Source organism: Microbispora sp. ZYX-F-249 (assembly GCF_039649665.1).
Lineage (GTDB): Bacteria > Actinomycetota > Actinomycetes > Streptosporangiales > Streptosporangiaceae > Microbispora > Microbispora maris.
Map to the genome: position 1 here is coordinate 319,481 of NZ_JBDJAW010000004.1, position 17,478 is coordinate 336,958.

General features: G+C 70.5%; 21 protein-coding genes. 8 read left to right on the plus strand and 13 right to left on the minus strand.

Annotation, left to right across the window (positions count from 1 at the left end; all coding sequences use genetic code 11):
- Positions 1-97 precede the first annotated feature (97 nt).
- Positions 98-637 carry a hypothetical protein gene (locus AAH991_RS07965; RefSeq protein ID WP_346225092.1) on the minus strand — a complete coding sequence of 180 codons (540 nt, stop codon included), beginning with the start codon at positions 635-637 and terminating at the stop codon, positions 98-100.
- A gap of 163 nt (positions 638-800) precedes the next feature.
- On the opposite strand from AAH991_RS07965, the gene AAH991_RS07970 reads away from it, so the two are divergent.
- Entirely contained in the window at positions 801-1,196 is a 396-nt protein-coding gene (locus AAH991_RS07970; RefSeq protein ID WP_346225093.1) for a hypothetical protein, read from the plus strand.
- Between the two features lie 32 nt (positions 1,197-1,228).
- On the opposite strand, the gene AAH991_RS07975 is transcribed toward AAH991_RS07970, so the two are convergent.
- The gene (locus tag AAH991_RS07975) at positions 1,229-1,798 is read right to left on the minus strand and encodes a TetR/AcrR family transcriptional regulator (RefSeq protein WP_346225094.1); all 570 of its coding nucleotides are present in this window, start codon (positions 1,796-1,798) and stop codon (positions 1,229-1,231) included.
- Positions 1,799-2,104: 306 nt separating this feature from the next.
- Complete coding sequence (locus tag AAH991_RS07980) at positions 2,105-3,196, minus strand: CapA family protein (RefSeq protein ID WP_346225095.1); 1,092 nt, start codon at positions 3,194-3,196, stop codon at positions 2,105-2,107.
- Between the two features lie 118 nt (positions 3,197-3,314).
- Between AAH991_RS07980 and AAH991_RS07985 the strand changes: the two genes are divergently transcribed.
- On the plus strand, positions 3,315-3,758 hold the full coding sequence (locus tag AAH991_RS07985; RefSeq protein ID WP_346225096.1) for a Fur family transcriptional regulator: 444 nt from the start codon (positions 3,315-3,317) through the stop codon (positions 3,756-3,758).
- A gap of 109 nt (positions 3,759-3,867) precedes the next feature.
- Positions 3,868-5,316, plus strand: coding sequence for a catalase (locus AAH991_RS07990; protein ID WP_346225097.1), 1,449 nt, complete (start codon positions 3,868-3,870; stop codon positions 5,314-5,316).
- A gap of 335 nt (positions 5,317-5,651) precedes the next feature.
- On the opposite strand, the gene AAH991_RS07995 is transcribed toward AAH991_RS07990, so the two are convergent.
- Both AAH991_RS07995 and AAH991_RS08000 read right to left on the minus strand, forming a co-directional pair.
- On the minus strand, positions 5,652-5,858 hold the full coding sequence (locus AAH991_RS07995) for a DUF397 domain-containing protein (protein ID WP_346225098.1): 207 nt from the start codon (positions 5,856-5,858) through the stop codon (positions 5,652-5,654).
- A gap of 63 nt (positions 5,859-5,921) precedes the next feature.
- Entirely contained in the window at positions 5,922-6,779 is an 858-nt protein-coding gene (locus tag AAH991_RS08000; protein WP_346225099.1) for a helix-turn-helix domain-containing protein, read from the minus strand.
- A 549-nt stretch (positions 6,780-7,328) separates the two neighbouring features.
- On the opposite strand from AAH991_RS08000, the gene AAH991_RS08005 reads away from it, so the two are divergent.
- The 3 genes from AAH991_RS08005 (at position 7,329) to AAH991_RS08015 (ending at position 9,380) form a co-directional block, all read left to right on the plus strand.
- A complete protein-coding gene (locus tag AAH991_RS08005; protein WP_346225100.1) occupies positions 7,329-7,535 on the plus strand; it encodes a hypothetical protein in 207 nt (68 codons plus the stop codon).
- 269 nt (positions 7,536-7,804) lie between these two features.
- Positions 7,805-8,356 carry an HD domain-containing protein gene (locus AAH991_RS08010; protein ID WP_346225155.1) on the plus strand — a complete coding sequence of 184 codons (552 nt, stop codon included), beginning with the start codon at positions 7,805-7,807 and terminating at the stop codon, positions 8,354-8,356.
- Positions 8,357-8,468: 112 nt separating this feature from the next.
- Positions 8,469-9,380 carry a Rieske (2Fe-2S) protein gene (locus AAH991_RS08015; protein ID WP_346225101.1) on the plus strand — a complete coding sequence of 304 codons (912 nt, stop codon included), beginning with the start codon at positions 8,469-8,471 and terminating at the stop codon, positions 9,378-9,380.
- Between the two features lie 36 nt (positions 9,381-9,416).
- On the opposite strand, the gene AAH991_RS08020 is transcribed toward AAH991_RS08015, so the two are convergent.
- From AAH991_RS08020 to AAH991_RS08030, 3 genes are read right to left on the minus strand one after another with little or no spacing between them, the layout of a single operon-like run.
- On the minus strand, positions 9,417-9,662 hold the full coding sequence (locus tag AAH991_RS08020) for a DUF8836 family protein (protein ID WP_346225102.1): 246 nt from the start codon (positions 9,660-9,662) through the stop codon (positions 9,417-9,419).
- Positions 9,663-9,668: 6 nt separating this feature from the next.
- Positions 9,669-10,418: a sulfite exporter TauE/SafE family protein gene (locus tag AAH991_RS08025; RefSeq protein WP_346225103.1), complete on the minus strand. Its 750-nt coding sequence runs from the start codon at positions 10,416-10,418 to the stop codon at positions 9,669-9,671.
- A gap of 59 nt (positions 10,419-10,477) precedes the next feature.
- Entirely contained in the window at positions 10,478-11,266 is a 789-nt protein-coding gene (locus tag AAH991_RS08030; RefSeq protein WP_346225104.1) for an ABC transporter ATP-binding protein, read from the minus strand.
- A gap of 65 nt (positions 11,267-11,331) precedes the next feature.
- Between AAH991_RS08030 and AAH991_RS08035 the strand changes: the two genes are divergently transcribed.
- The gene (locus AAH991_RS08035; protein WP_346225105.1) at positions 11,332-12,063 is read left to right on the plus strand and encodes an Rv1486c family protein; all 732 of its coding nucleotides are present in this window, start codon (positions 11,332-11,334) and stop codon (positions 12,061-12,063) included.
- Between the two features lie 19 nt (positions 12,064-12,082).
- Here AAH991_RS08035 and AAH991_RS08040 read toward each other — a convergent pair whose 3' ends face one another.
- The 3 genes from AAH991_RS08040 to AAH991_RS08050 all read right to left on the minus strand — a co-directional run bounded on the left by AAH991_RS08040 (position 12,083) and on the right by AAH991_RS08050 (position 14,138).
- On the minus strand, positions 12,083-12,991 hold the full coding sequence (locus AAH991_RS08040) for an LLM class flavin-dependent oxidoreductase (protein WP_346225106.1): 909 nt from the start codon (positions 12,989-12,991) through the stop codon (positions 12,083-12,085).
- Positions 12,992-13,068: 77 nt separating this feature from the next.
- Positions 13,069-13,533: a MarR family winged helix-turn-helix transcriptional regulator gene (locus tag AAH991_RS08045; RefSeq protein ID WP_346225107.1), complete on the minus strand. Its 465-nt coding sequence runs from the start codon at positions 13,531-13,533 to the stop codon at positions 13,069-13,071.
- A gap of 134 nt (positions 13,534-13,667) precedes the next feature.
- Positions 13,668-14,138, minus strand: coding sequence for a MarR family winged helix-turn-helix transcriptional regulator (locus tag AAH991_RS08050; RefSeq protein ID WP_346225108.1), 471 nt, complete (start codon positions 14,136-14,138; stop codon positions 13,668-13,670).
- Positions 14,139-14,320: 182 nt separating this feature from the next.
- Here AAH991_RS08050 and AAH991_RS08055 point away from each other — a divergent pair, with 182 nt between their 5' ends.
- Positions 14,321-15,583 (plus strand): amidohydrolase family protein, encoded by a 1,263-nt coding sequence (locus tag AAH991_RS08055; protein ID WP_346225109.1) that lies wholly within the window; start codon positions 14,321-14,323, stop codon positions 15,581-15,583.
- Between the two features lie 25 nt (positions 15,584-15,608).
- Here AAH991_RS08055 and AAH991_RS08060 read toward each other — a convergent pair whose 3' ends face one another.
- Positions 15,609-16,229 (minus strand): response regulator, encoded by a 621-nt coding sequence (locus AAH991_RS08060; RefSeq protein ID WP_346225110.1) that lies wholly within the window; start codon positions 16,227-16,229, stop codon positions 15,609-15,611.
- Positions 16,226-17,458 carry a GAF domain-containing sensor histidine kinase gene (locus tag AAH991_RS08065; protein WP_346225111.1) on the minus strand — a complete coding sequence of 411 codons (1,233 nt, stop codon included), beginning with the start codon at positions 17,456-17,458 and terminating at the stop codon, positions 16,226-16,228. The genes AAH991_RS08060 and AAH991_RS08065 overlap by 4 nt, the downstream gene beginning before the upstream one ends.
- Positions 17,459-17,478 lie beyond the last annotated feature (20 nt).

Consider the following 17,478-nt stretch of genomic DNA (forward strand, 5'->3'; position numbering starts at 1 on the left):
GCACCGACCCGCCGGAACACCGAAGACAGCGAGACCCGAGACAGCGAGACTCCAAGGGGCCGTGGTTCACGGCCCCTTTCGCATGGGCTCGAGAGGCTCAGCGAGAGACGTCGAGGAGAGCGTCGAGGTCGTCCTCGGGCAGGCCGAGGTCGACCCGGATGCGGTAGCGGGTGCGCAGCAGGGAGTCGCGGATGCCCGCTCCCGCACCCCCGCAGGCCCGGATCCCGTCGGTGGCCCACTCGTGCGCCGCGTCGAGGTCGCCGTACGCCACGAGCGTCTCGGCCACGGTCAGCGCGGTGGCCGGGCTGCAGCCGTCCGCCCGGATCGCGGTGATCACGGCCCTGGCCTCTTCGGGCCGTTCGAGTTCGAACAGCGTGTCCGCGATCCCGGCACGCGGGTCCACCGGCACCTCCCCGCCGTCCTCCATCGCGCTCTGGTAGCGGTCGAGGGCGGTGGCGGGCTGACCGGCCTGGCGCCACTCCTCCGCGGCGAGCACGAGGATCGCCGCTCTCGACATCTCTCCGGACTCGTACCCCTGGGCCAGCGCGTCGAGGCGGCGGGCGAGGGCACCGTGGTCATCGAGCAGCAGGGCCTGTTCGAGCAGTCGGTCCACCTGCTCATTTGTCACATGTGCCACAGTCCCGAGGCTACCGATCCCGGCCTGTTTTCGCAGGACAACATCAGGCATTGCCGAAGCAACAATTCGTACACGTTTGGCTACTATGCGCTTTTCTCGGCAGATAGTCGGGCATATTGCACCCTGCCTGTGCCAATCGAAGCTCGGCGAGGAGCGCTACAGCATGTCCAAGCGGGTGATACTGACTCTCGCCTCCACGACGGTGCTCGCCGCCGTGGTCCCGGGTTTCGCCGGCTTCGTCACGGCGCAGTACGAGGCGCTCGACCAGGCCCGCGCCGAACTCGCCCGGCTGCAGGCGAAGCTGCAGATCATGGAACTCAGAATGGAGCCCGCGGCGGCGCTGGGGTGCCGTACCGGCGAGACGGAGAAGGAACAAGCGACCCGGACGGACGAGGACGACCCTCGGGAGCTGACCATACCGCCGCGCACTCACACCAGGTCGTGGCAGAACACCGCCTATGTGCAGGGCGGCTCGCCGGGACTGTGGCCCGCGATCGACGTCCCCCGCGGCGCAGCCGGCCCTCAGGCGCCCGCCGGGCCGAGCCCTCAACGCGAGTGAGTCCCCGAGCCGGACGACCCGCCCGCGCGGCGTCACCCGCGCCGTGAGACGGCGGAGGCGAGCTGGCGGGACAGGTATCCGCGGACCAGTTGCTTGGCTTCGGCCACGATCTCCGGGTCGCCGTTCGGGTCGTGCCGGAAGGCGAGCTTCAGCACCGCGTCCCCCGCCTCGACCGCGATGGGAATGGCACGGTCCAATTCCTCGCTGTCCGCCAGTCCGAATTCGGCGAGGAGAAGCGCGCGGAGCCGCCCGGCGATCACGGTGTTGTTGTCGGCCACGGAGTCGAGGAGACCGAGATCGAAGACCTCGCCGAAGTGCAGCGAGCGGAATCCGGGCACGCTGCGGTGCATCTCGACGTATTCGTCGATGACGGCGTCGACGGCGTCCCACCAGCCGGTGTAGTCCTCGACCATGAAACGACGCCCGACCCGCGCCACGAACACCTCGACGTTGCGCCGGGTCAGGGCCTGGCTGAGCGCCCGCTTGTCCGGGAAGAACTGGTAGACCGAGCCGATCGCCACCCCGGCCCGCTCGGCCACCCTGGTGGTCGTCAGCGCGTCGTACCCGCCCTCGTCGAGCAACTCGGCGCAGGCGTCGAGCATCCGCTCCACACGGCGGGCACTGCGACGCTGCGAAGGACGCCGCCGCAGCGGCTCATCGGGATGCGACGAGCGCGGCGACATCCCCTCACCACCCCCACGGCTCCGTTGCTCGACGAGGTCACAGTGCTCGGCGACACGGCGCTCGACACAGGGCTCGTCACAGGGCTCGACGGCGACGGCGGGACCGCCTGCTTCCCTCACGTACCGGCTGGACACTCACCCATCTTGCCTGTTTCACGCGCGATGGTCAGCGCTAATCGGCCAGTCGTCTGATATGCGGCAAGAATCCGGTGGTTTCTTTCGCCGTCAGGAGTCGGCGGGCGCCGCCGACAGGCCGGTGCAGCCGCGCAGCGCGCGGTAGGAGCCGAGCGCCTGCTGCTTGGCGCCGCCCGTCGCGGGAATCGGCACGCCGCCGTTGATCCGGGCGGGGGTCCACTGGTCCTTGAGCACCTTCCTGCCGTTGATCGTCAGGGTGAGCACACCGGTCGCCCCGGTGTCCGGGCCCCAGTTGTAGAAGGCGAAGTTGCCGAGGCCGTAGTGCACGTACGCCTGGCCGGAGTAGCCGCCACCCAGCAGGATGTGCGCGTGGCTGCCGACGATCACGTCGGCCCCCGCGGCCACGAGCTTGTCCGCCAGGCTCCGCTGCACCGGCGTCGGGCACTTGACCAGCTCCGTGCCCCAGTGCAGGAACACGATGACGGTGTCGGAGTTCTTGCGGGCCTGCCGTACGGCCCGGATGAGGCGGGGCTCGTTCTTGGCGGAGGCGAGCCCGCCCTTGTCGCCGGCGGCGGTCCAGGACTGGATGAACTGCGAGTCGAGCACCTGGGTGGCGCCGATGATCGACACCCGGTTGCCGTTGACCGTCCTGCGGTAGGGCCGGTATGCCTCGGTCTCGTTCGCGCCGATGCCGACGACGGGGAACTTCGAGGACTTGATCGCCTTGAGCGTGTCGGCCAGGCCGCTCTCCATGTAGTCCATGCCGTGGTTGTTGGCCATCGTGACGACGTCCACCCCGGCGGCCTTGAGCGCGGTGAACGCCGTGGCCGGGGCGCGGAAGGTGAACTGCTTGCCCGGCGCGGGCGTGCCGGCGGTGGTGATGGCCGTCTCGAGGTTGAGCGCCGTGAGATTGGACCTGCGCAGGACGGCGGCGATCGGGCCGAGCGCCGTACGCGGGTCGGCGTTGAGCCGGTTGCGCAGGACACCCTCGAAGTGCACGTCGCCCGCGAAGGAGATGGTGAAGGGGCGCCGCTGCGGCGGCTTGGGGGACGGCGCGGAGGTCTTCGTCTCCGGTTGCGACGCTTCGGGGACGGGCTCGCTCTCGGCCGGGCTGCATCCCGCGACGAGAAGGGGAGCCGCGAGGAGGGCGAGCAGGGACAGGGCGAGGGGCTGACGTCTCACGGCACCTGAGCATGCCATCTCCCGCCGACATCCGGGGAGCCCATGGGAGATCGTGGGACAAGTAACTGGGATACTTCCTTTACTTGAATCATTCAACTTTGCTGCTAGCGTGGGGGCTGTGGACGACGCCGGGCGCCTTCGCCAGGCCGGACTACGGGTGACCGCGGCCCGGCTGGCGATCATGCAGACCGTGAGCGATGGCGACCACCTCGACGTGGACGCCATCCATCGCGGTGTGTGCGCACGAGTCGGGCAGGTGTCCCTGCAAGCCGTCTACGACTCGCTGAACGCGTTGCAGCGCGGCGGACTGCTCCGCCGCATCGAGCCCGCGGGCAGCCCGACGCGGTACGAGGCGCGGGTGGGCGACAACCACCACCACCTCGTCTGCCGCCACTGCGGACGAGTCAGGGACGTCGACTGCGCGGTGGGGCACGCGCCGTGCCTGGAGCCGGCGTCGGACGCCGGTTACCTGGTGGACGAGGCGGACGTCATCTACTGGGGGCTGTGCCCGCCGTGCCGGGCCGAGGCCGGTGACGCCCGGCCCGACTCCGCTCACGTCTGAGCTCTCGTGTCACTGCTCTCCGTCGCCGTAGTGACCGCAGCGGGAGTGCCCGATCTCGAAGCGCCCGATCTCGAATGACCCCGATAGACCGACCCCGGAGGACAGCCCCATGACCGACAGGCCCATCACCACCGATGACGCCGGGATCCCGGCCCCCAGTGACGAGTTCTCGCTGTCCGTCGGCCCCAACGGCCCTCTGCTGCTGCAGGACCACTACCTGATCCAGAAGATGGCCCACTTCAACCGGGAGCGGGTTCCCGAGCGCGTGGTGCACGCCAAGGGCGGCGGCGCGTACGGCGTGCTGCAGATCACCGAGGACGTCAGCCAGTACACCAAGGCCACGCTGTTCCAGAAGGGCAAGGAGACCGAGCTGCTCCTGCGGTTCTCCACGGTGGCCGGCGAGCTGGGCAGCGCCGACACGGCGCGCGACCCCCGCGGCTTCGCGCTCAAGTTCTACACGGAGGACGGCAACTACGACATCGTCGGCAACAACACGCCGATCTTCTTCATCCGCGACCCCTCGAAGTTCTCCGACTTCATCCACACGCAGAAGCGCCGCGCCGACAACCACCTGCACGACCACAACATGCAGTGGGACTTCTGGACGCTGTCGCCCGAGTCGGCCCACCAGGTGTCGTTCCTCATGACCGACCGGGGCACACCGCGCACCTGGCGGCACATGCACGGCTTCGGCTCGCACACCTTCCTCTGGTACAACGCCGCCGGCGAGAAGTTCTGGGTCAAGTACCACTTCAAGACCGAGCAGGGCATCGAGAACTTCACCGACGCCGAGGCCAAGGCGCTCACGGCGGAGGACCCGGACTTCCACATCCGCGACCTCTACACGGCGATCAAGAACGGCGACCACCCGGCGTGGAAGGTCAACGTGCAGATCATGCCGTTCGAGGACGCTGCGGACTACCGGTTCAACCCGTTCGACCTGACCAAGGTCTGGCCGCACTCCGACTACCCAGAGATCACAATCGGCCGGTTCGTGCTGAACCGCAACCCGGAGAACTACTTCGCGGAGATCGAGCAGTCCGCTTTCGAACCCGCCAACCTGGTGCCGGGCATCGCCGCGTCCCCGGACAAGATGCTCCAGGGCCGGCTGTTCTCCTACCCGGACACCCACCGCTACCGCATCGGCGCCAACTACCTGCAGCTCCCGGTGAACCGTCCCAAGTCGCCCGTCCACAGCTACAACAAGGACGGCGCGATGGCGTTCGCCAACCCGGGCGACCCGCTGTACGCGCCGAACTCCGCCGGCGGCCCGGCCGCCGACCCCTCGCTCTATCAGGGTGAGAACTACCAGGTGGCCGGTGAGATCATCCGGAGCGCCTACGTCAGGCACCGCGAGGACGACGACTTCGTCCAGCCGCGCGCGCTGTGGGAGAACGTGCTCTCGGACGTCGACCGCGACCACATGGTGGGCAACATCGTCGGTCACGCCTCGGCTCCCGAGGTCACCGCCGACATGAAGAAGCGCGTGGTCGAATACTGGACCAACGTCCACAAGGACCTCGGGCAGCGCGTCGCCCAGGGGCTCGGCGTCGCCTGACCCCCTTCCCCTCGCGTACGGCTCGCGCCTTTCCCGGTGCGGGCCGTACGCGCGTATTCGACCCTCGCCTGCTTCCGCATGGCCTGTCCAGACCCGGGCGACGCGAAAAGAGATTGAGCGCAACCACCACTTCCCATTGATGGAAATGGCGATCGGGGATCGTGATCTTCTGTCCTGGCCGTACCTCAAGGGATGAGCCGGTCTCGCCGCAGGAGGCCATCGCCCTCAACCCTTGCCTCAATCGGTGTCGTCGTCAGCACCGTCATCCGCTGGGCGGTAGGCGCTCTCAGTGCGAAGAAGGGCCTGGCCGCCCCGGTGATCGGCCAGGCCGAGGACTAGAGGTCGAACTCGCCGTCCTTGACGCCGCCGATGAATGCGTCCCATTCGGCGGGAGTGAAGACGAGAGCGGGACCATCCTGGTTTTTGCTGTCACGCACTCCCACATGGCCGTCGGCCAGTACCGCTACTTCCACACAAGCGCAGTTGTTGGCGCTCCGGCTGCTCTTCCACCAGGCGGCGCCGGACAGGTCGATCGAGTTCATGGACAATGTCTCTCCCCCCGGAAATCATTCGCGCGGGTCTCCGGGGCGGTCTAAAGCTGGCGGCTATCGCCAGTGGCGGACAGTTTTCTCCAAGAACCGGCGGGATTCGTCCACGTCGAGGGCCTTCGTCTCCAGGTAGTCGAATGCCACCTCGTACCGGTAGACGATGGCCTCGTCCTCGACGAGACGCCCGCCCAGGAGGGCTTCCAAATACACCACGTCGTGGAACTCCGGCAACTTGAGGTGGCAGAACGCCCCGGTGTTGATCGGGTGGTCCGCGTCGAGCGGAAGGATCCGCAACTCGACGTTCGGCAGTTCCGACACCTCGACCAGCCGCCTGAGCTGTTCCCGCATCACCTCGTGGTCACCGAACCGGCGCAGCAGGACCGACTCCTCCAGGACGGCCGAGATGGCCAGCGGGCTCTCCGCCCTGAGGACCGCCTGCTGACGCGCCATCCGGACCTCGATCCGGCTGCGGACGTTGCCCGGCGCCTCAAGGGTGCTCCGCTGTCCGCTCTCCATCATGGCTCGGACGTAGGCCTCTGTCTGAAACAGGCCCGGCACCACCTGGGGTTCCCAGTCGCGTGCCGTCGTGGCTTCGGCCTCCAGGCCAAGGAACGTCGTGTATTCCTTGGGCAGGGAGTCGCGGTAATCCTCCCACCAGCCCTTCCGGGTCGCGTCCCGGTGCAGGGCGAGAAGCTCTTGGCGTTGGCCGGAATCTACCATGTAGATCACGAGTAGCGCTTCAACGTCCGAGGTTCTTGGCGAGGTCCGCGCCGTCTCTATTCTGCTGATCTTCGCTGCCGACCAGCCGAGCCGGGCGGCGACCTGGTCGCCCGTCAGATCGGCGCGCTCCCGCAACCGGCGCAGTTCCTGCCCCAGCCGCCGTCGGCGGACGGTGGGACTGCCGTGCTCGGGCATCCCCTGCCGACCTCCTTCGTCCGGTAAGTCCGGTAAGTCCGGTAAGTCCGGTGTTCCGGTGTTCCGGTGGACGCACGAATGGTGGCGCGCCCCGGCGGATCGGGCGCACGGGTGAGGGGCGCCCTGTCCGAAGATTACAACGCCCGCTCGTGCAAGTTGCACCGTGATTTGCGGCGCATCCGCACAAGATTCTTGCGGAATTCTTTTCGCCAAGTATTGCAGGGGAATGCGTCCTGAGTCACGATCGATACGGGAAGGGTCTTCCGGATTGTGGGGGCGCCGGCGATCGCCGGCGAAATACTCCGAGACCCGATTCCCCATCCGGGGCACGCGCCCGGCGAGGGGCGCCGGCCGCTTCGGATGCGCGTGACAACGGGAGGCATCCGGGCCAGTGGGATTTCGACATCCGGCCGGCGTCGCCGGCGCTCGCGTCTGCTGAACAGCGATCACACGATGGGCCGTTCCCGCCAGGGGACCGCGCCCTCCGTACGACGAATTCGGAGAAACGACGAGATCTCCACTTGGCACCCGTCCGGAAGGAGGGCTCCCATGAATCCCCCCGGTGCCGCCTGGTTATCGCTGCTCAGAAGCCGGATGACGATGGCCGACCTGGCCCTGTGCGCCGACCAGGACAGGTGGGCACGCGAACTGAGGTGGACCGTCAGCCGCACCGGTTTCGGCGCCCGGCACTACCGCGACCCCCGCTTCGACCTCGTACGCGAACTGGAGGAGGTCGGCCGCCTCTTCACCGTCTGACGCTCCACACGAAGCCCGCAAATGCGCCATAGGTCCCGGGGTGGTTCGCATCTTCGAGTGCGACACCCCACCGGCTGGACAGCCCTCGGATCACCGTGACCGCGTACGACGGAGCGGGACACGTCGCGGGCCGGGAGAAGGGCGTGCGTCTCACGGACCTGACGGCACCCGGCCGAGGATCCCGTACGAGCTGATCGTGACCGGTTAGGCTTGCGCGGGTGACGACCGCGCTCATCCACGAACGACTGCAGTCTCAGCTCGCCTTCCACATGGAGATCGACAAGCTGAAGCGCGTCATCCGCCGGAACTCGCTGATCGACGGCTCGCGCCGGGAGAACGACGCGGAGCACTCCTGGCATCTGGCCATGATGGCGATGACCCTGGCGGAGCACGCGCCTCCGGGCACCGACATGACCAAAGTGGTCGCGATGCTGCTCGTCCACGACATCGTGGAGATCGACGCCGGCGACACCTTCATCTACGACCAGGCCGCCGTCGAGGGGCAGGCCGCCCTCGAACGCGCGGCGGCCGACCGCATCTTCGGGCTGCTCCCGGAGGACCAGGGGACGCGGCTGCGGACGCTGTGGGACGAGTTCGAGGAGCGGCGCACACCGGAGGCGAGGTTCGCCAGGGCGCTCGACCGGCTCGCTCCGATCATCGCGAACCACCACAACGAGGGGGGCACCTGGTCACTGTTCAAGGTGACGGCCGCCCAGGTCATGGAGAAGGTGCGGCTCATCGAGGAGGGGTCGCCCACGCTCGGCGAATACGCCGCGGGGCTGGTCGCCACCTCTGTCGCCCGGGGTCACCTGGCGCCCTGACTCGGGCGACCGGTGCCCGCACTCGCACCAGAAACTCGTACATACCGTCTCATGCCTGTCCATGTTCACACCTGTGACGCGGGGGTACGTGATCCCGTGTTAGGGGGCGAACATGGAAGAGACGACCAGGCCGCGACGTGCGGGCAAGACGGCACGGAGGGTCCCTTCGGCGGAGCTCCTCGACGGGCTCGAGCGGGCCACCGCGCTCGACCGGCCGATCGCCGTCATCTCGAAGAAGGTCCGCCGCAGGCTCGGCCCCGGCAGGCTCCGGGACGTCCTGCACGGCGTGCCCATGGGACACCCGCTGCATCCGGCGCTCGCCGTGACGACCTTCGGCTGCCTGCTGTCGGCCAGCGTGGTGGACATGACCAAGACCGGCCCACGCGCGGCGCGGACGCTGATCCTCGCGGGACTGGCCAGCGCCGTCCCCACGGTGGCGGCGGGGCTCACCGACTGGTCCACGCTCCACCGGGAGCAGCAGCGGGTGGGTTTCGTGCACGCGATGACCAACGCCACGGCGGCGCTCTGTTACGCCGGCTCTCTGCTCTTACGGATGACGGGACGCGAGCGGGCCGGGCGCACCCTGGGGTACGCGGGCCTCGCGGCGGCCTCGGCGGGGGCGCACCTCGGCAGCCACATGTCCTACCGCCAGGCGGCCGGGGCCAACCACGCGGAGTCGGTCAGTCACCTGGTGCCGCTCGGCTGGCACGACCTGTGCTCGCTCAAGGACTTGCCCAACGGACGGCCGGTCCGGCGGCGGCTCGGCTACATCGACCTGTTCGTGCTGCGTCTGGGCGACGACGTGAGCGTGCTCGCGGACAACTGCTCCCACCTCGCCGGCCCCCTCCACCAGGGCCGGGTCGCGATGGAGGAGGGCGAGGCCTGCATCGTCTGCCCGTGGCACGGCAGCGCCTTCCGCATCTCCGACGGCCGGGTCATGCACGGTCCCGCGACGTCGCGGCAGCCCGCGTTCCAGACCCGGCTGCGGCAGGACGGCGTCATCCAGGTCCGTCCCGCGGAGTGACCCCGCACCCGCCGGCCGCACCGTGCCCGGACCGGCTCAGCCGGTGTCCGGGCCGCGGTCGTCGGCGGGATGTTCCACCAGCGCCAGGACGCGGTTGGACATGAACCTCGCGGTGCGGACGGGAGTGCCCGCCCGCGTGACCTCGCTGACCTCGACCACTCCGCGGCCCGTCGTGATCTCGATCCGGCGGCCCGCCCTGGTCGCGATCACCTCGTAGGTGCGCGGGGTTCCCCCCGCGTCGATGACGATCTCCACCCGGTCGCCCTTCATAAGGGCAGACATACCCTTTCAGGACACCAGCTTCACTATCGCCACGACACCGACGACGACAATGAATCCCCGCAGCAAGGGCGCGGGCAACCGGCGTCCCACCCGGGCGCCGAGGAATCCGCCGACGGCCGAGCCGAGCGCGACCATCAGCACGGCGGCCCAGTCCACCGGCGCGATGAACGCGAACAGCACCGCCGCGGTGCCGTTGACCAGCAGCGACAGCAGGTTCTTGGCCGCGTTCACCCGTTGCAGGTCCTCGTCGAGGAAGCTGCCGAGCAGGCCGATCAGCACGATGCCCTGGGCGGCGCCGAAGTAGCCGCCGTACATGCCGGCGCCGAGGACGCCCAGCCACAGCCACGGCCCGCCGTGGGGATGCGGCCTGCGCCGTACGGCGAGCCACTCGTTGATCCTCGGCTGGAACACCACGAGAAGACAGGCGACCGCGATGAGCACCGGGACGATGACCTTGAACGCCTCCGCGGGCAGCCACAACAGGAGCAGGCCGCCGGCGAACGAACCGATAACCGACGCGACGCCGAGCCGCAGCAGCCGCTCGCGCTGGCCCTTGAGCTCGGCGCGGTAGCCGAGCACCCCGGTCACGCCGCCGGGGACGAGCCCGACGTTGTTGGACACGTTCGCGACGATCGGCGGGAAGCCCACGGCCAGCATCGTGGGGAACGTGATGAGCGATCCCGATCCCACGACGGCGTTGATGGCCCCGGCCCCGACACCGGCCGCGAAGACCGCGGCCGCCTCCCACGGCGTCACTCGCACTACTCCCTCGTACGGCTATCCGCCAAGGGTAGGCGGCGGGTTCCGCGAGGAGGTCAGAGGGGACGGGCGTACCAGCGGCCCTCCTGACCGCGGTCGAGGTGCAGCCGCACGCCGAACGTCGCGGACAGGTTGTCCGGCGTCATCACCGAGTCGATGGGCCCCTGCGCGACCACCGAGCCGTGCCGCAGCAGCAGCACGTGGGTGAACCCGGGCGGGATCTCCTCGACGTGGTGGGTGACCAGCACCATCGTGGGCGACTTCGGGTCCCTGGCCAGCGCGCCGAGGCGGCGTACCAGGTCCTCGCGGCCCGCCACGTCGAGCCCGGCGGCGGGCTCGTCGAGCAGGAGCAGCTCGGGGTCCGGCATGAGCGCCCGGGCGATCTGCACCCGCTTGCGCTCGCCCTCCGACAGCGTCGCGAAGCGCCGCCGGATCAGGTGGGCGCAGCCGAGCTGGTCGATCAGCTCGACCGCCCGGGTGACGTCGTGGGAGTCGTATTCCTCCGTCCAGCGGCCCAGGATCGCGTACGACGCGGTGAGCACGAGGTCGATGACCTTCTCGTCCGGCGGGATGCGCTCCGACAGGGCCGCGCTGGCCAGGCCGATCCGGGGCCGCAGGTCGAACACGTCCGCCTGGCCGAGCCGCTCGCCGAGGATCTCGACCGAGCCCTCGGACGGGAACAGCAGCGATGCGGCCACCTGGAGCAAGGTCGTCTTCCCCGCGCCGTTGGGCCCGATCACCACCCAGCGCTCGTCCTCCCGCACGCTCCAGTCGATGCCGCGCAGCAGGGCGGCACCGTCCCTGCGGACGGCCACGTCCTGAAGCTGAAGCACCTGACCGCCCATGTGGTCCCCCTCCCGTGGTTCGCTGACATAAAACTATGGCAGTCCGACCACATATCGTGGATCGGGTGCGCACCGATTCACCGATCTCCGCCACGCTCGTCGCCTGGGGCAACGCCTGGCTGGGGGGACACGTGAGCCTGGAGGACGCCCTCGACCGCGTCGAGCGCGAGGCCGGGCCGCAGGTGGTGGCGGCGGACGGCGTCGAGACCCCGCTGCTGGCCTTCCTCGTGGACCGGCGGATCGAGGGGCTCCGCGCGTTCCGGCTGGCCCTGCCCGTTCCCGGCGACCCGCTCGGGCTCACCGGCCCGCCCGTCTTCAACGGCGCCGCCATCGACGCGGGCCAGGCCGCCGTGGCCGTCCTGCCCGGCCGGTGCCTCGGCCTCGTGCCGTCCGACGACCGGCGCGGCTCGTCGTACTCCGGGGTCCGCTGGACGGTGGCCGAGGCGTCGGCCGTCCCGCCCGACGTGCCGTCGCTGGCCGAGGCGGAGCAGGCGCTGCGGACCACCATGATGGCCGCCACCGAGGCGCTGCTGGGCGTGGACGGGCCCGCGCAGGGCTTCCCCGCGCCGGACGCCCTCGACCGCGCCGGGGAGGCCCTCGCGCCCGGCTACCCGGGCAGGGCCCATCGGGTCGGCGCCCTCGCCTCCCGGCTGTCGCTCGCGCTCCGCCTCGCCGACGAGCGAGGGCTCACCTCGGGGCAGGTCGGCGTCCGCGGCCAGGCCCTGCGCGACCTCGACCGGGCCGTACGCCGCGCCAGGGTGGCCGCCCACAACGCCGTCGTCGAGTCCCAGGTCTGACCGCACGCCCGGGCCGTCCTCACCGCTTCGCGATCGCCTCGCGGACGGCCGGCACGACCTCCTGTGCCCAGCGGGCCAGGAGGGTGAGGTCGGGGGCACCGTGGTCCGCGGCGAAGAGCGTGAAGCCCGACGCGCCGTGCTCCAGCACGGCTTCGGTCAGTTCCTCGACCCACTGGCCGGTGGAACCGCCGATCCAGCGGCCGTCGGAGTCGCGGGTGGCGGGCAGCGGCCGGTCGGTGATGCGCCCCGGGAAGTTGAAGACCGTGCGGATTTCACCGGGATCACGGCCGGCGGACGCCGCCGCCTCGTCGATGACCGGACGCGACGCGCGGTAGCGCTCGCTGAGCCAGTCGGCGGCGTGGCCGGGGATCCAGCCGTCGGCCACCCGGCCGGTGGCGGCCAGCGATTTGCGGCCGACCGATCCGGTCCACACGGGCGGCGCGGGCACGGGGGCCGGCTCGATCTGGTGCACCCGGTAGTGCTTGCCCTCGTAGGTGACCGGAGGACCGCCGCCCGACAACAGCTTGACCAGCACGATCGCCTCCTCGAAGGCGTCCACGGCATCGCCGGGCGAAAGGGGCGGCACGCCCATGTCGGCGATGCGGTCCCACAACCCGCCCGCGCCCATGCCGAGCACGACCCGGCCGCCCGACAGCGCCGACAACGAGGTCACCGTACGCGCCAGCATGGGCGCGGGCCGGGTCGGCAGGTTGGTGACGTTGGCGAAACCGGCGATGTGCCGCGTGCTCCCGAGGACGAAGCCGAGCGCGGCATAGGCGTCCAGACGGGCGCCGAGGTAGGGGTGGTCGGACAACGTGAAGATGTCGAGCCCGTCCCGGTCGGCCTGCCGCGCCATGCGCAACAGCTGGGGGATGTCGTCGACGGCGGTGTGCGCGCCGAAACCGAAGACGACGTCGTGTGCGGACAATGCTCTGCCTTTCGACGCACGGAGATGATGCAGTTCGTACCACGAACCATAATAGTTCGTAGTACGAACTGCAATATCTAGCGCGCGGAGTCCGGTTCGACGAACACGGTGGGGACCTCGTTGTCCGTCACGACGCGGCCGAGCAGGGCTGCGAGCGTGTCGCGCTCCGCCGGGGTGAGCCCCTCGGTCAGCCGTTCGACACGGCGGCAGGTCTCGGCGTAGAACCCGTCCGCCAGCTTGGCGCCCTGTCTGGTGAGCGACACCCGCACCGCGCGCGAGTCCCGGGGGTCGGGGCCGCGCTCGACCAGCCCGTTGCGCTCGCTGCGGTCCACCAGGCCGGTCAGGCTCGACTTGGCCAGGCCGAGCATCGCGCCCAGCTCGCTCATGCCGTACGGCTGCGCCATCAGGACGCACAACAACTGGCCCTGCTGCTGGGTCAGGCCGTACTCGCGGGCGGAGTCCGTGTACACGGCATTCACCAGGAACGTGGACCGCACCAGTGCGGCCACCGTCCCGATCCGGCCGCCGTCATCCTTGCTCATTGGCCCAGAGTAATCAATTCGCGTAGCGAACTACCATTTCACCAGCAGGTGATCGCCCGCTCCCGTGCCGCCTCGGCGGACCCGGACCCGCCACCGCGTGCGACGGCCGCCGGCGTGAGGGCCGCGGGCGGCGACTATCGGGACGACTGGAGCGGAGCGGCGGCGCGGTCCACGTTGTCGGCCACACGCCGGAGCAGCCCGATCAACTGCTCCGCCTCCTCCTCCGTGAGTCCGGCCAGCACGTCCCGTTCTCCCTGCAGCAGCGCCTCGCGCACCAGATCGAGATGGCCCCGCGCCATGTCGGTGACGGAGAAAAGGCTGCCCCGCCGGTCACGGGGGTTGCGCTGCCGGCACACCAGGCCGTCACGCTCCATCCGCGACAGCATCTCGGCCATCGTCGGCTGTTCGACCCGCGCCAGCCGGGTCAGGTCCTTCTGCGACAGCGGGCCGCCTTCGGCCAGTGTCAGGAGCACCGCGGCGTTGGCCATGCTCAGCCCGAGGGGACGCAGCCGAAGCTCATGGAGGCGGACCACCTTCCTCGACGAACTGTTGATCCAGAAGGCGACATAGCGCTCCGGAACCCATCGCTCCCCCTCGCCCTCCATCGGCGCCTCTCTCCCGATCGACCCGGCCGTCCGCCATGGGCACGTGACGGCAGGCCCCCGCGGGCACCCGTCCGCCGTCACCCGGCAAAAGGCTACCGACAGGGAACACGGACGTTGCATAGGCACCTATGCACCTGTTTACATAGGGGCCTATGTATCAGCCCAGGCAGATCGGAAGAACCATGAAGACAGCCATCGTCAACGCCCGAGTATTCGACGGCGAAAGGCCGATCGGCCCCGCCGGGGTCCTCGTCGGCGACGGACGGATCCTCGCTGTGGGAGGGAACATGCCCTCCGACGCCGAGGTCGTCGACGCCGCCGGGGCGACCCTGCTCCCCGGCCTGATCGACGCCCACGTCCACACCGGCGAGGACTCCCTCGCACTCGCCCTGACGTTCGGCGTGACCACGGAACTCGAGATGCAGGGCGGGCACACCCGGCACGCCCGCGCCCACATCGAGGACGACGACACGCTCGCCGACGTCCGGTCCGCCGGCTTCGGTCTCACGCCGCCGGGCGGGCATCCCAGCGAGCTGTTCCCCGAGGACTTCGACATCCGCCCCTTCGTCGAGGGCGGCCGCCGGGCCTCGGCGCGGACCGGCGGGCCGGGTGACCGGCGGCAGGCGGGCCCTCCCCCGATGCCGCACGTGACCACCCCCGAGGAGGCGGCGGCCTGGATCCCCCGCCTCGTGGCCTCGGGTTCGGACTACATCAAGTTCATGGTCGACGACGGGACGGTCGAGGGGCATCCGGGCCTGCCCATGCTCGACCAGGCGACGCTGAACGCCGGCGTCGCCGAGGCCCACCGGCACGGGATGCTCGCCATCGCCCATGCCCTCACCGTCGACACCACCCGCATGGCGATCGAGGCGGGCGTGGACGGCCTCGCCCACCTGTTCATGGACCGCCCGCACACCCCCGAGATCATCCGGATGATCGCCGACTCCGGCGCCTTCGTCGTCGCGTGCGTCTGCCTGAACGCCTCGCTCATGGGGATGACGGGCGAGGAACTGGCCGACGACCCGCGGGTGCGCGGCCGTCTCGACGACCGCTGGGACAAGACCCTGCGCGGCAGCTTCGACCGCTACCCCCAGGGCAGGCTCGACGACGTGCTGGCGTCGGTCGCGGCCCTGCACGAGGCCGGCGTGGACGTTCTCGTCGGCACCGACACCTCCATCCCCGTGCCGTTCCTCGGCGGACTGGCCCACGGCGCGAGCGTGCACCACGAGCTGCGGTATCTCGTGCGCGCCGGTCTCACCCCGTCCGCGGCGCTCAACGCGGCGACCGCCGCCACCGCCCGGCGGTTCCGGCTGGACGACCGCGGGCGCATCGCCCCGGGGCTGCGCGCCGACCTCCTCCTCGTCGACGGCGACCCCACCACGGCCATCGGCGACACCCTGAACATCCGGGCCGTCTGGCGGCGCGGCGCCCGCCTCGCGGGGTGAGCGTGCCGGGTGAGCCGGCGAACGCTCAGGCGAGGCCGTGGCGTACGGCGTAGAGCGCGGCCTGGGTGCGGTCCTGCACGCCGAGCTTCATGAGCACGTTGGAGACGTGGGTCTTCACGGTCTTCTCCGCCACGACGAGCTCGCGGGCGATCTCGCGGTTCGAGCGGCCCGCGGCGAGCAGCCGCAGCACCTCGCGCTCCCGGTCGGTCAGCGCGACCGCCGCCCCGCTCTGCTCGCGGCCCGGGCCGGCCAGCATCGCCTCGGCGGCCTCCGGCGCGAGCAGGACCTGCCCGCCGTGCACGGCGCGGATCGCCTGGACGAGGGCGCCGGGGTCCACGTCCTTGTAGAGGAAGCCCGCCGCGCCCGCCCGCATGGCGGGGGCCACGTCGCCGCGGTCGCTCACCGACGTGAGGACGATCACCCGCACGTCCCGGCCGGACAGCTCCGTGAGCGCGCCGAGGCCGTCGAGCACCGGCATCTTCAGGTCGAGCAGCAGGACGTCGGGGGTGAGCTCACCGGTCATCGTCACGGCCTCGGCGCCATCGGCCGCCTCCCCCACGACGCTGATGTCCTCCTGGATCTCCAGGAACGTGCGCAGGCCCTGCCGTACGACGGGGTGGTCGTCGGCGATGAGCACGCGGATCACGCGGGCACCTCCAGTCGTACGGTCGTGCCGCGGCCGGGCGCGGAGGAGACCGACAGCCTGCCGCCGACGGCCTGCGCCCGGTCGCTCATGGACGGCAGGCCGAGGCCGTGCACTCCCGCGCCGTCGGGCCCACTGCTGTCGAACCCCGCGCCGTCGTCGCTCACCTCCAGCACGAGCCCGGCCTCCTCGTGCGCGAGCCGTACGTCGATGCGGGCGGCCCGGGCGTGGCGTACGGCGTTGTGCAGCGCCTCCTGGGCGACCCGGAGCACGGCGACCTCGATCTCGGGCGCCAGATCGCGGGCCCTATCGGGGGCGCTGTCGGGGGCACTGTCGCGGTCGCCGGGCGGCTCGCCCTCGACCGTGAAGGCGACCTTCATGGGGTGCAGCCGGTCGAGGAGGGCCACCTGTTTGCGCAGGCTGTCCACCAGGCCGTGCCGGTCCAGCTCGGGCGGGCGCAGCTCCACGATCACCGCGCGCAGCTCGGTCAGCGCCTCCCCCGCCATCCGCTCGACCCGGTCGATCGTCTCGGCCGCCCGCTCGGGGTCCGTACGGGCGAGCGCGGCGGCGGCCCGCGCGGTCAGCCGCAGCGAGAACAGCTTCTGGCTGACGGCGTCGTGCAGTTCGCGGGCCATGCGGGTGCGTTCCTCGATCACCGTGAGCTCGCGCCCCCGCTCGTAGAGCCGGGCGTTGGTGATCGCGATGGCGGCGTGCGCCGCGAACAACGTCAGCAGTTCCTCGTCGGCATCGTCGAACCCGCCGGGCGTCCGCTTGTTGGACAGGAAAATGATCCCGAGGACCGTGCCGCCGTCCATGATCGGTACGCCCAGGAAGTCCTTGAGGATCGGATGGGCCTTCGGCCACCACTCGAACCTGGGGTCCTTGCGGATGTCGGCCAGCCGGACCGGCGCCCCCTCACGCAGCATCGCGCCCAGCATGCCGTGCTGGCGCGGGGTCGGGCCGATGGCCTTCCACTGCTCGTCGGAGATGCCCTCTGCGACGAACTCGGCGAACGCGCCGTCGTCGTCGGGCACGCCGAGCGCGGCGTACTTCGCGTCGAGCAGCCGCGCCGCCGACCGCACGATCACCTGGAGGACCTCGCGGACCGACAGGTGCCGCGTGACGGCGAGCACGGCCGAGCTGACCGCGTGCAGCACCGCGTCGCGGTCCCGTTCGGACACGGCGACGGGGCAGGCTGCGGGGGCGGCAGCGGGGTCGGCGGGCTGGGACACGGACACAGACTAGGCCCCGG

Bases quoted from the DNA above. Each gene is read 5' to 3' on its own strand.
- AAH991_RS07970 (WP_346225093.1), top strand. From the start codon at position 801: ATGTCCAAGCGGGTGATACTGACTCTCGCCTCCACGACGGTGCTCGCC.
- AAH991_RS07975 (WP_346225094.1), bottom strand. From the start codon at position 1,798: ATGCTCGACGCCTGCGCCGAGTTGCTCGACGAGGGCGGGTACGACGCG.
- AAH991_RS07990 (WP_346225097.1), top strand. From the start codon at position 3,868: ATGACCGACAGGCCCATCACCACCGATGACGCCGGGATCCCGGCCCCC.
- AAH991_RS07995 (WP_346225098.1), bottom strand. From the start codon at position 5,858: ATGAACTCGATCGACCTGTCCGGCGCCGCCTGGTGGAAGAGCAGCCGG.
- AAH991_RS08000 (WP_346225099.1), bottom strand. From the start codon at position 6,779: ATGCCCGAGCACGGCAGTCCCACCGTCCGCCGACGGCGGCTGGGGCAG.
- AAH991_RS08005 (WP_346225100.1), top strand. From the start codon at position 7,329: ATGAATCCCCCCGGTGCCGCCTGGTTATCGCTGCTCAGAAGCCGGATG.
- AAH991_RS08010 (WP_346225155.1), top strand. From the start codon at position 7,805: ATGGAGATCGACAAGCTGAAGCGCGTCATCCGCCGGAACTCGCTGATC.
- AAH991_RS08015 (WP_346225101.1), top strand. From the start codon at position 8,469: ATGGAAGAGACGACCAGGCCGCGACGTGCGGGCAAGACGGCACGGAGG.
- AAH991_RS08020 (WP_346225102.1), bottom strand. From the start codon at position 9,662: ATGTCTGCCCTTATGAAGGGCGACCGGGTGGAGATCGTCATCGACGCG.
- AAH991_RS08030 (WP_346225104.1), bottom strand. From the start codon at position 11,266: ATGGGCGGTCAGGTGCTTCAGCTTCAGGACGTGGCCGTCCGCAGGGAC.
- AAH991_RS08045 (WP_346225107.1), bottom strand. From the start codon at position 13,533: ATGAGCAAGGATGACGGCGGCCGGATCGGGACGGTGGCCGCACTGGTG.
- AAH991_RS08050 (WP_346225108.1), bottom strand. From the start codon at position 14,138: ATGGAGGGCGAGGGGGAGCGATGGGTTCCGGAGCGCTATGTCGCCTTC.
- AAH991_RS08055 (WP_346225109.1), top strand. From the start codon at position 14,321: ATGAAGACAGCCATCGTCAACGCCCGAGTATTCGACGGCGAAAGGCCG.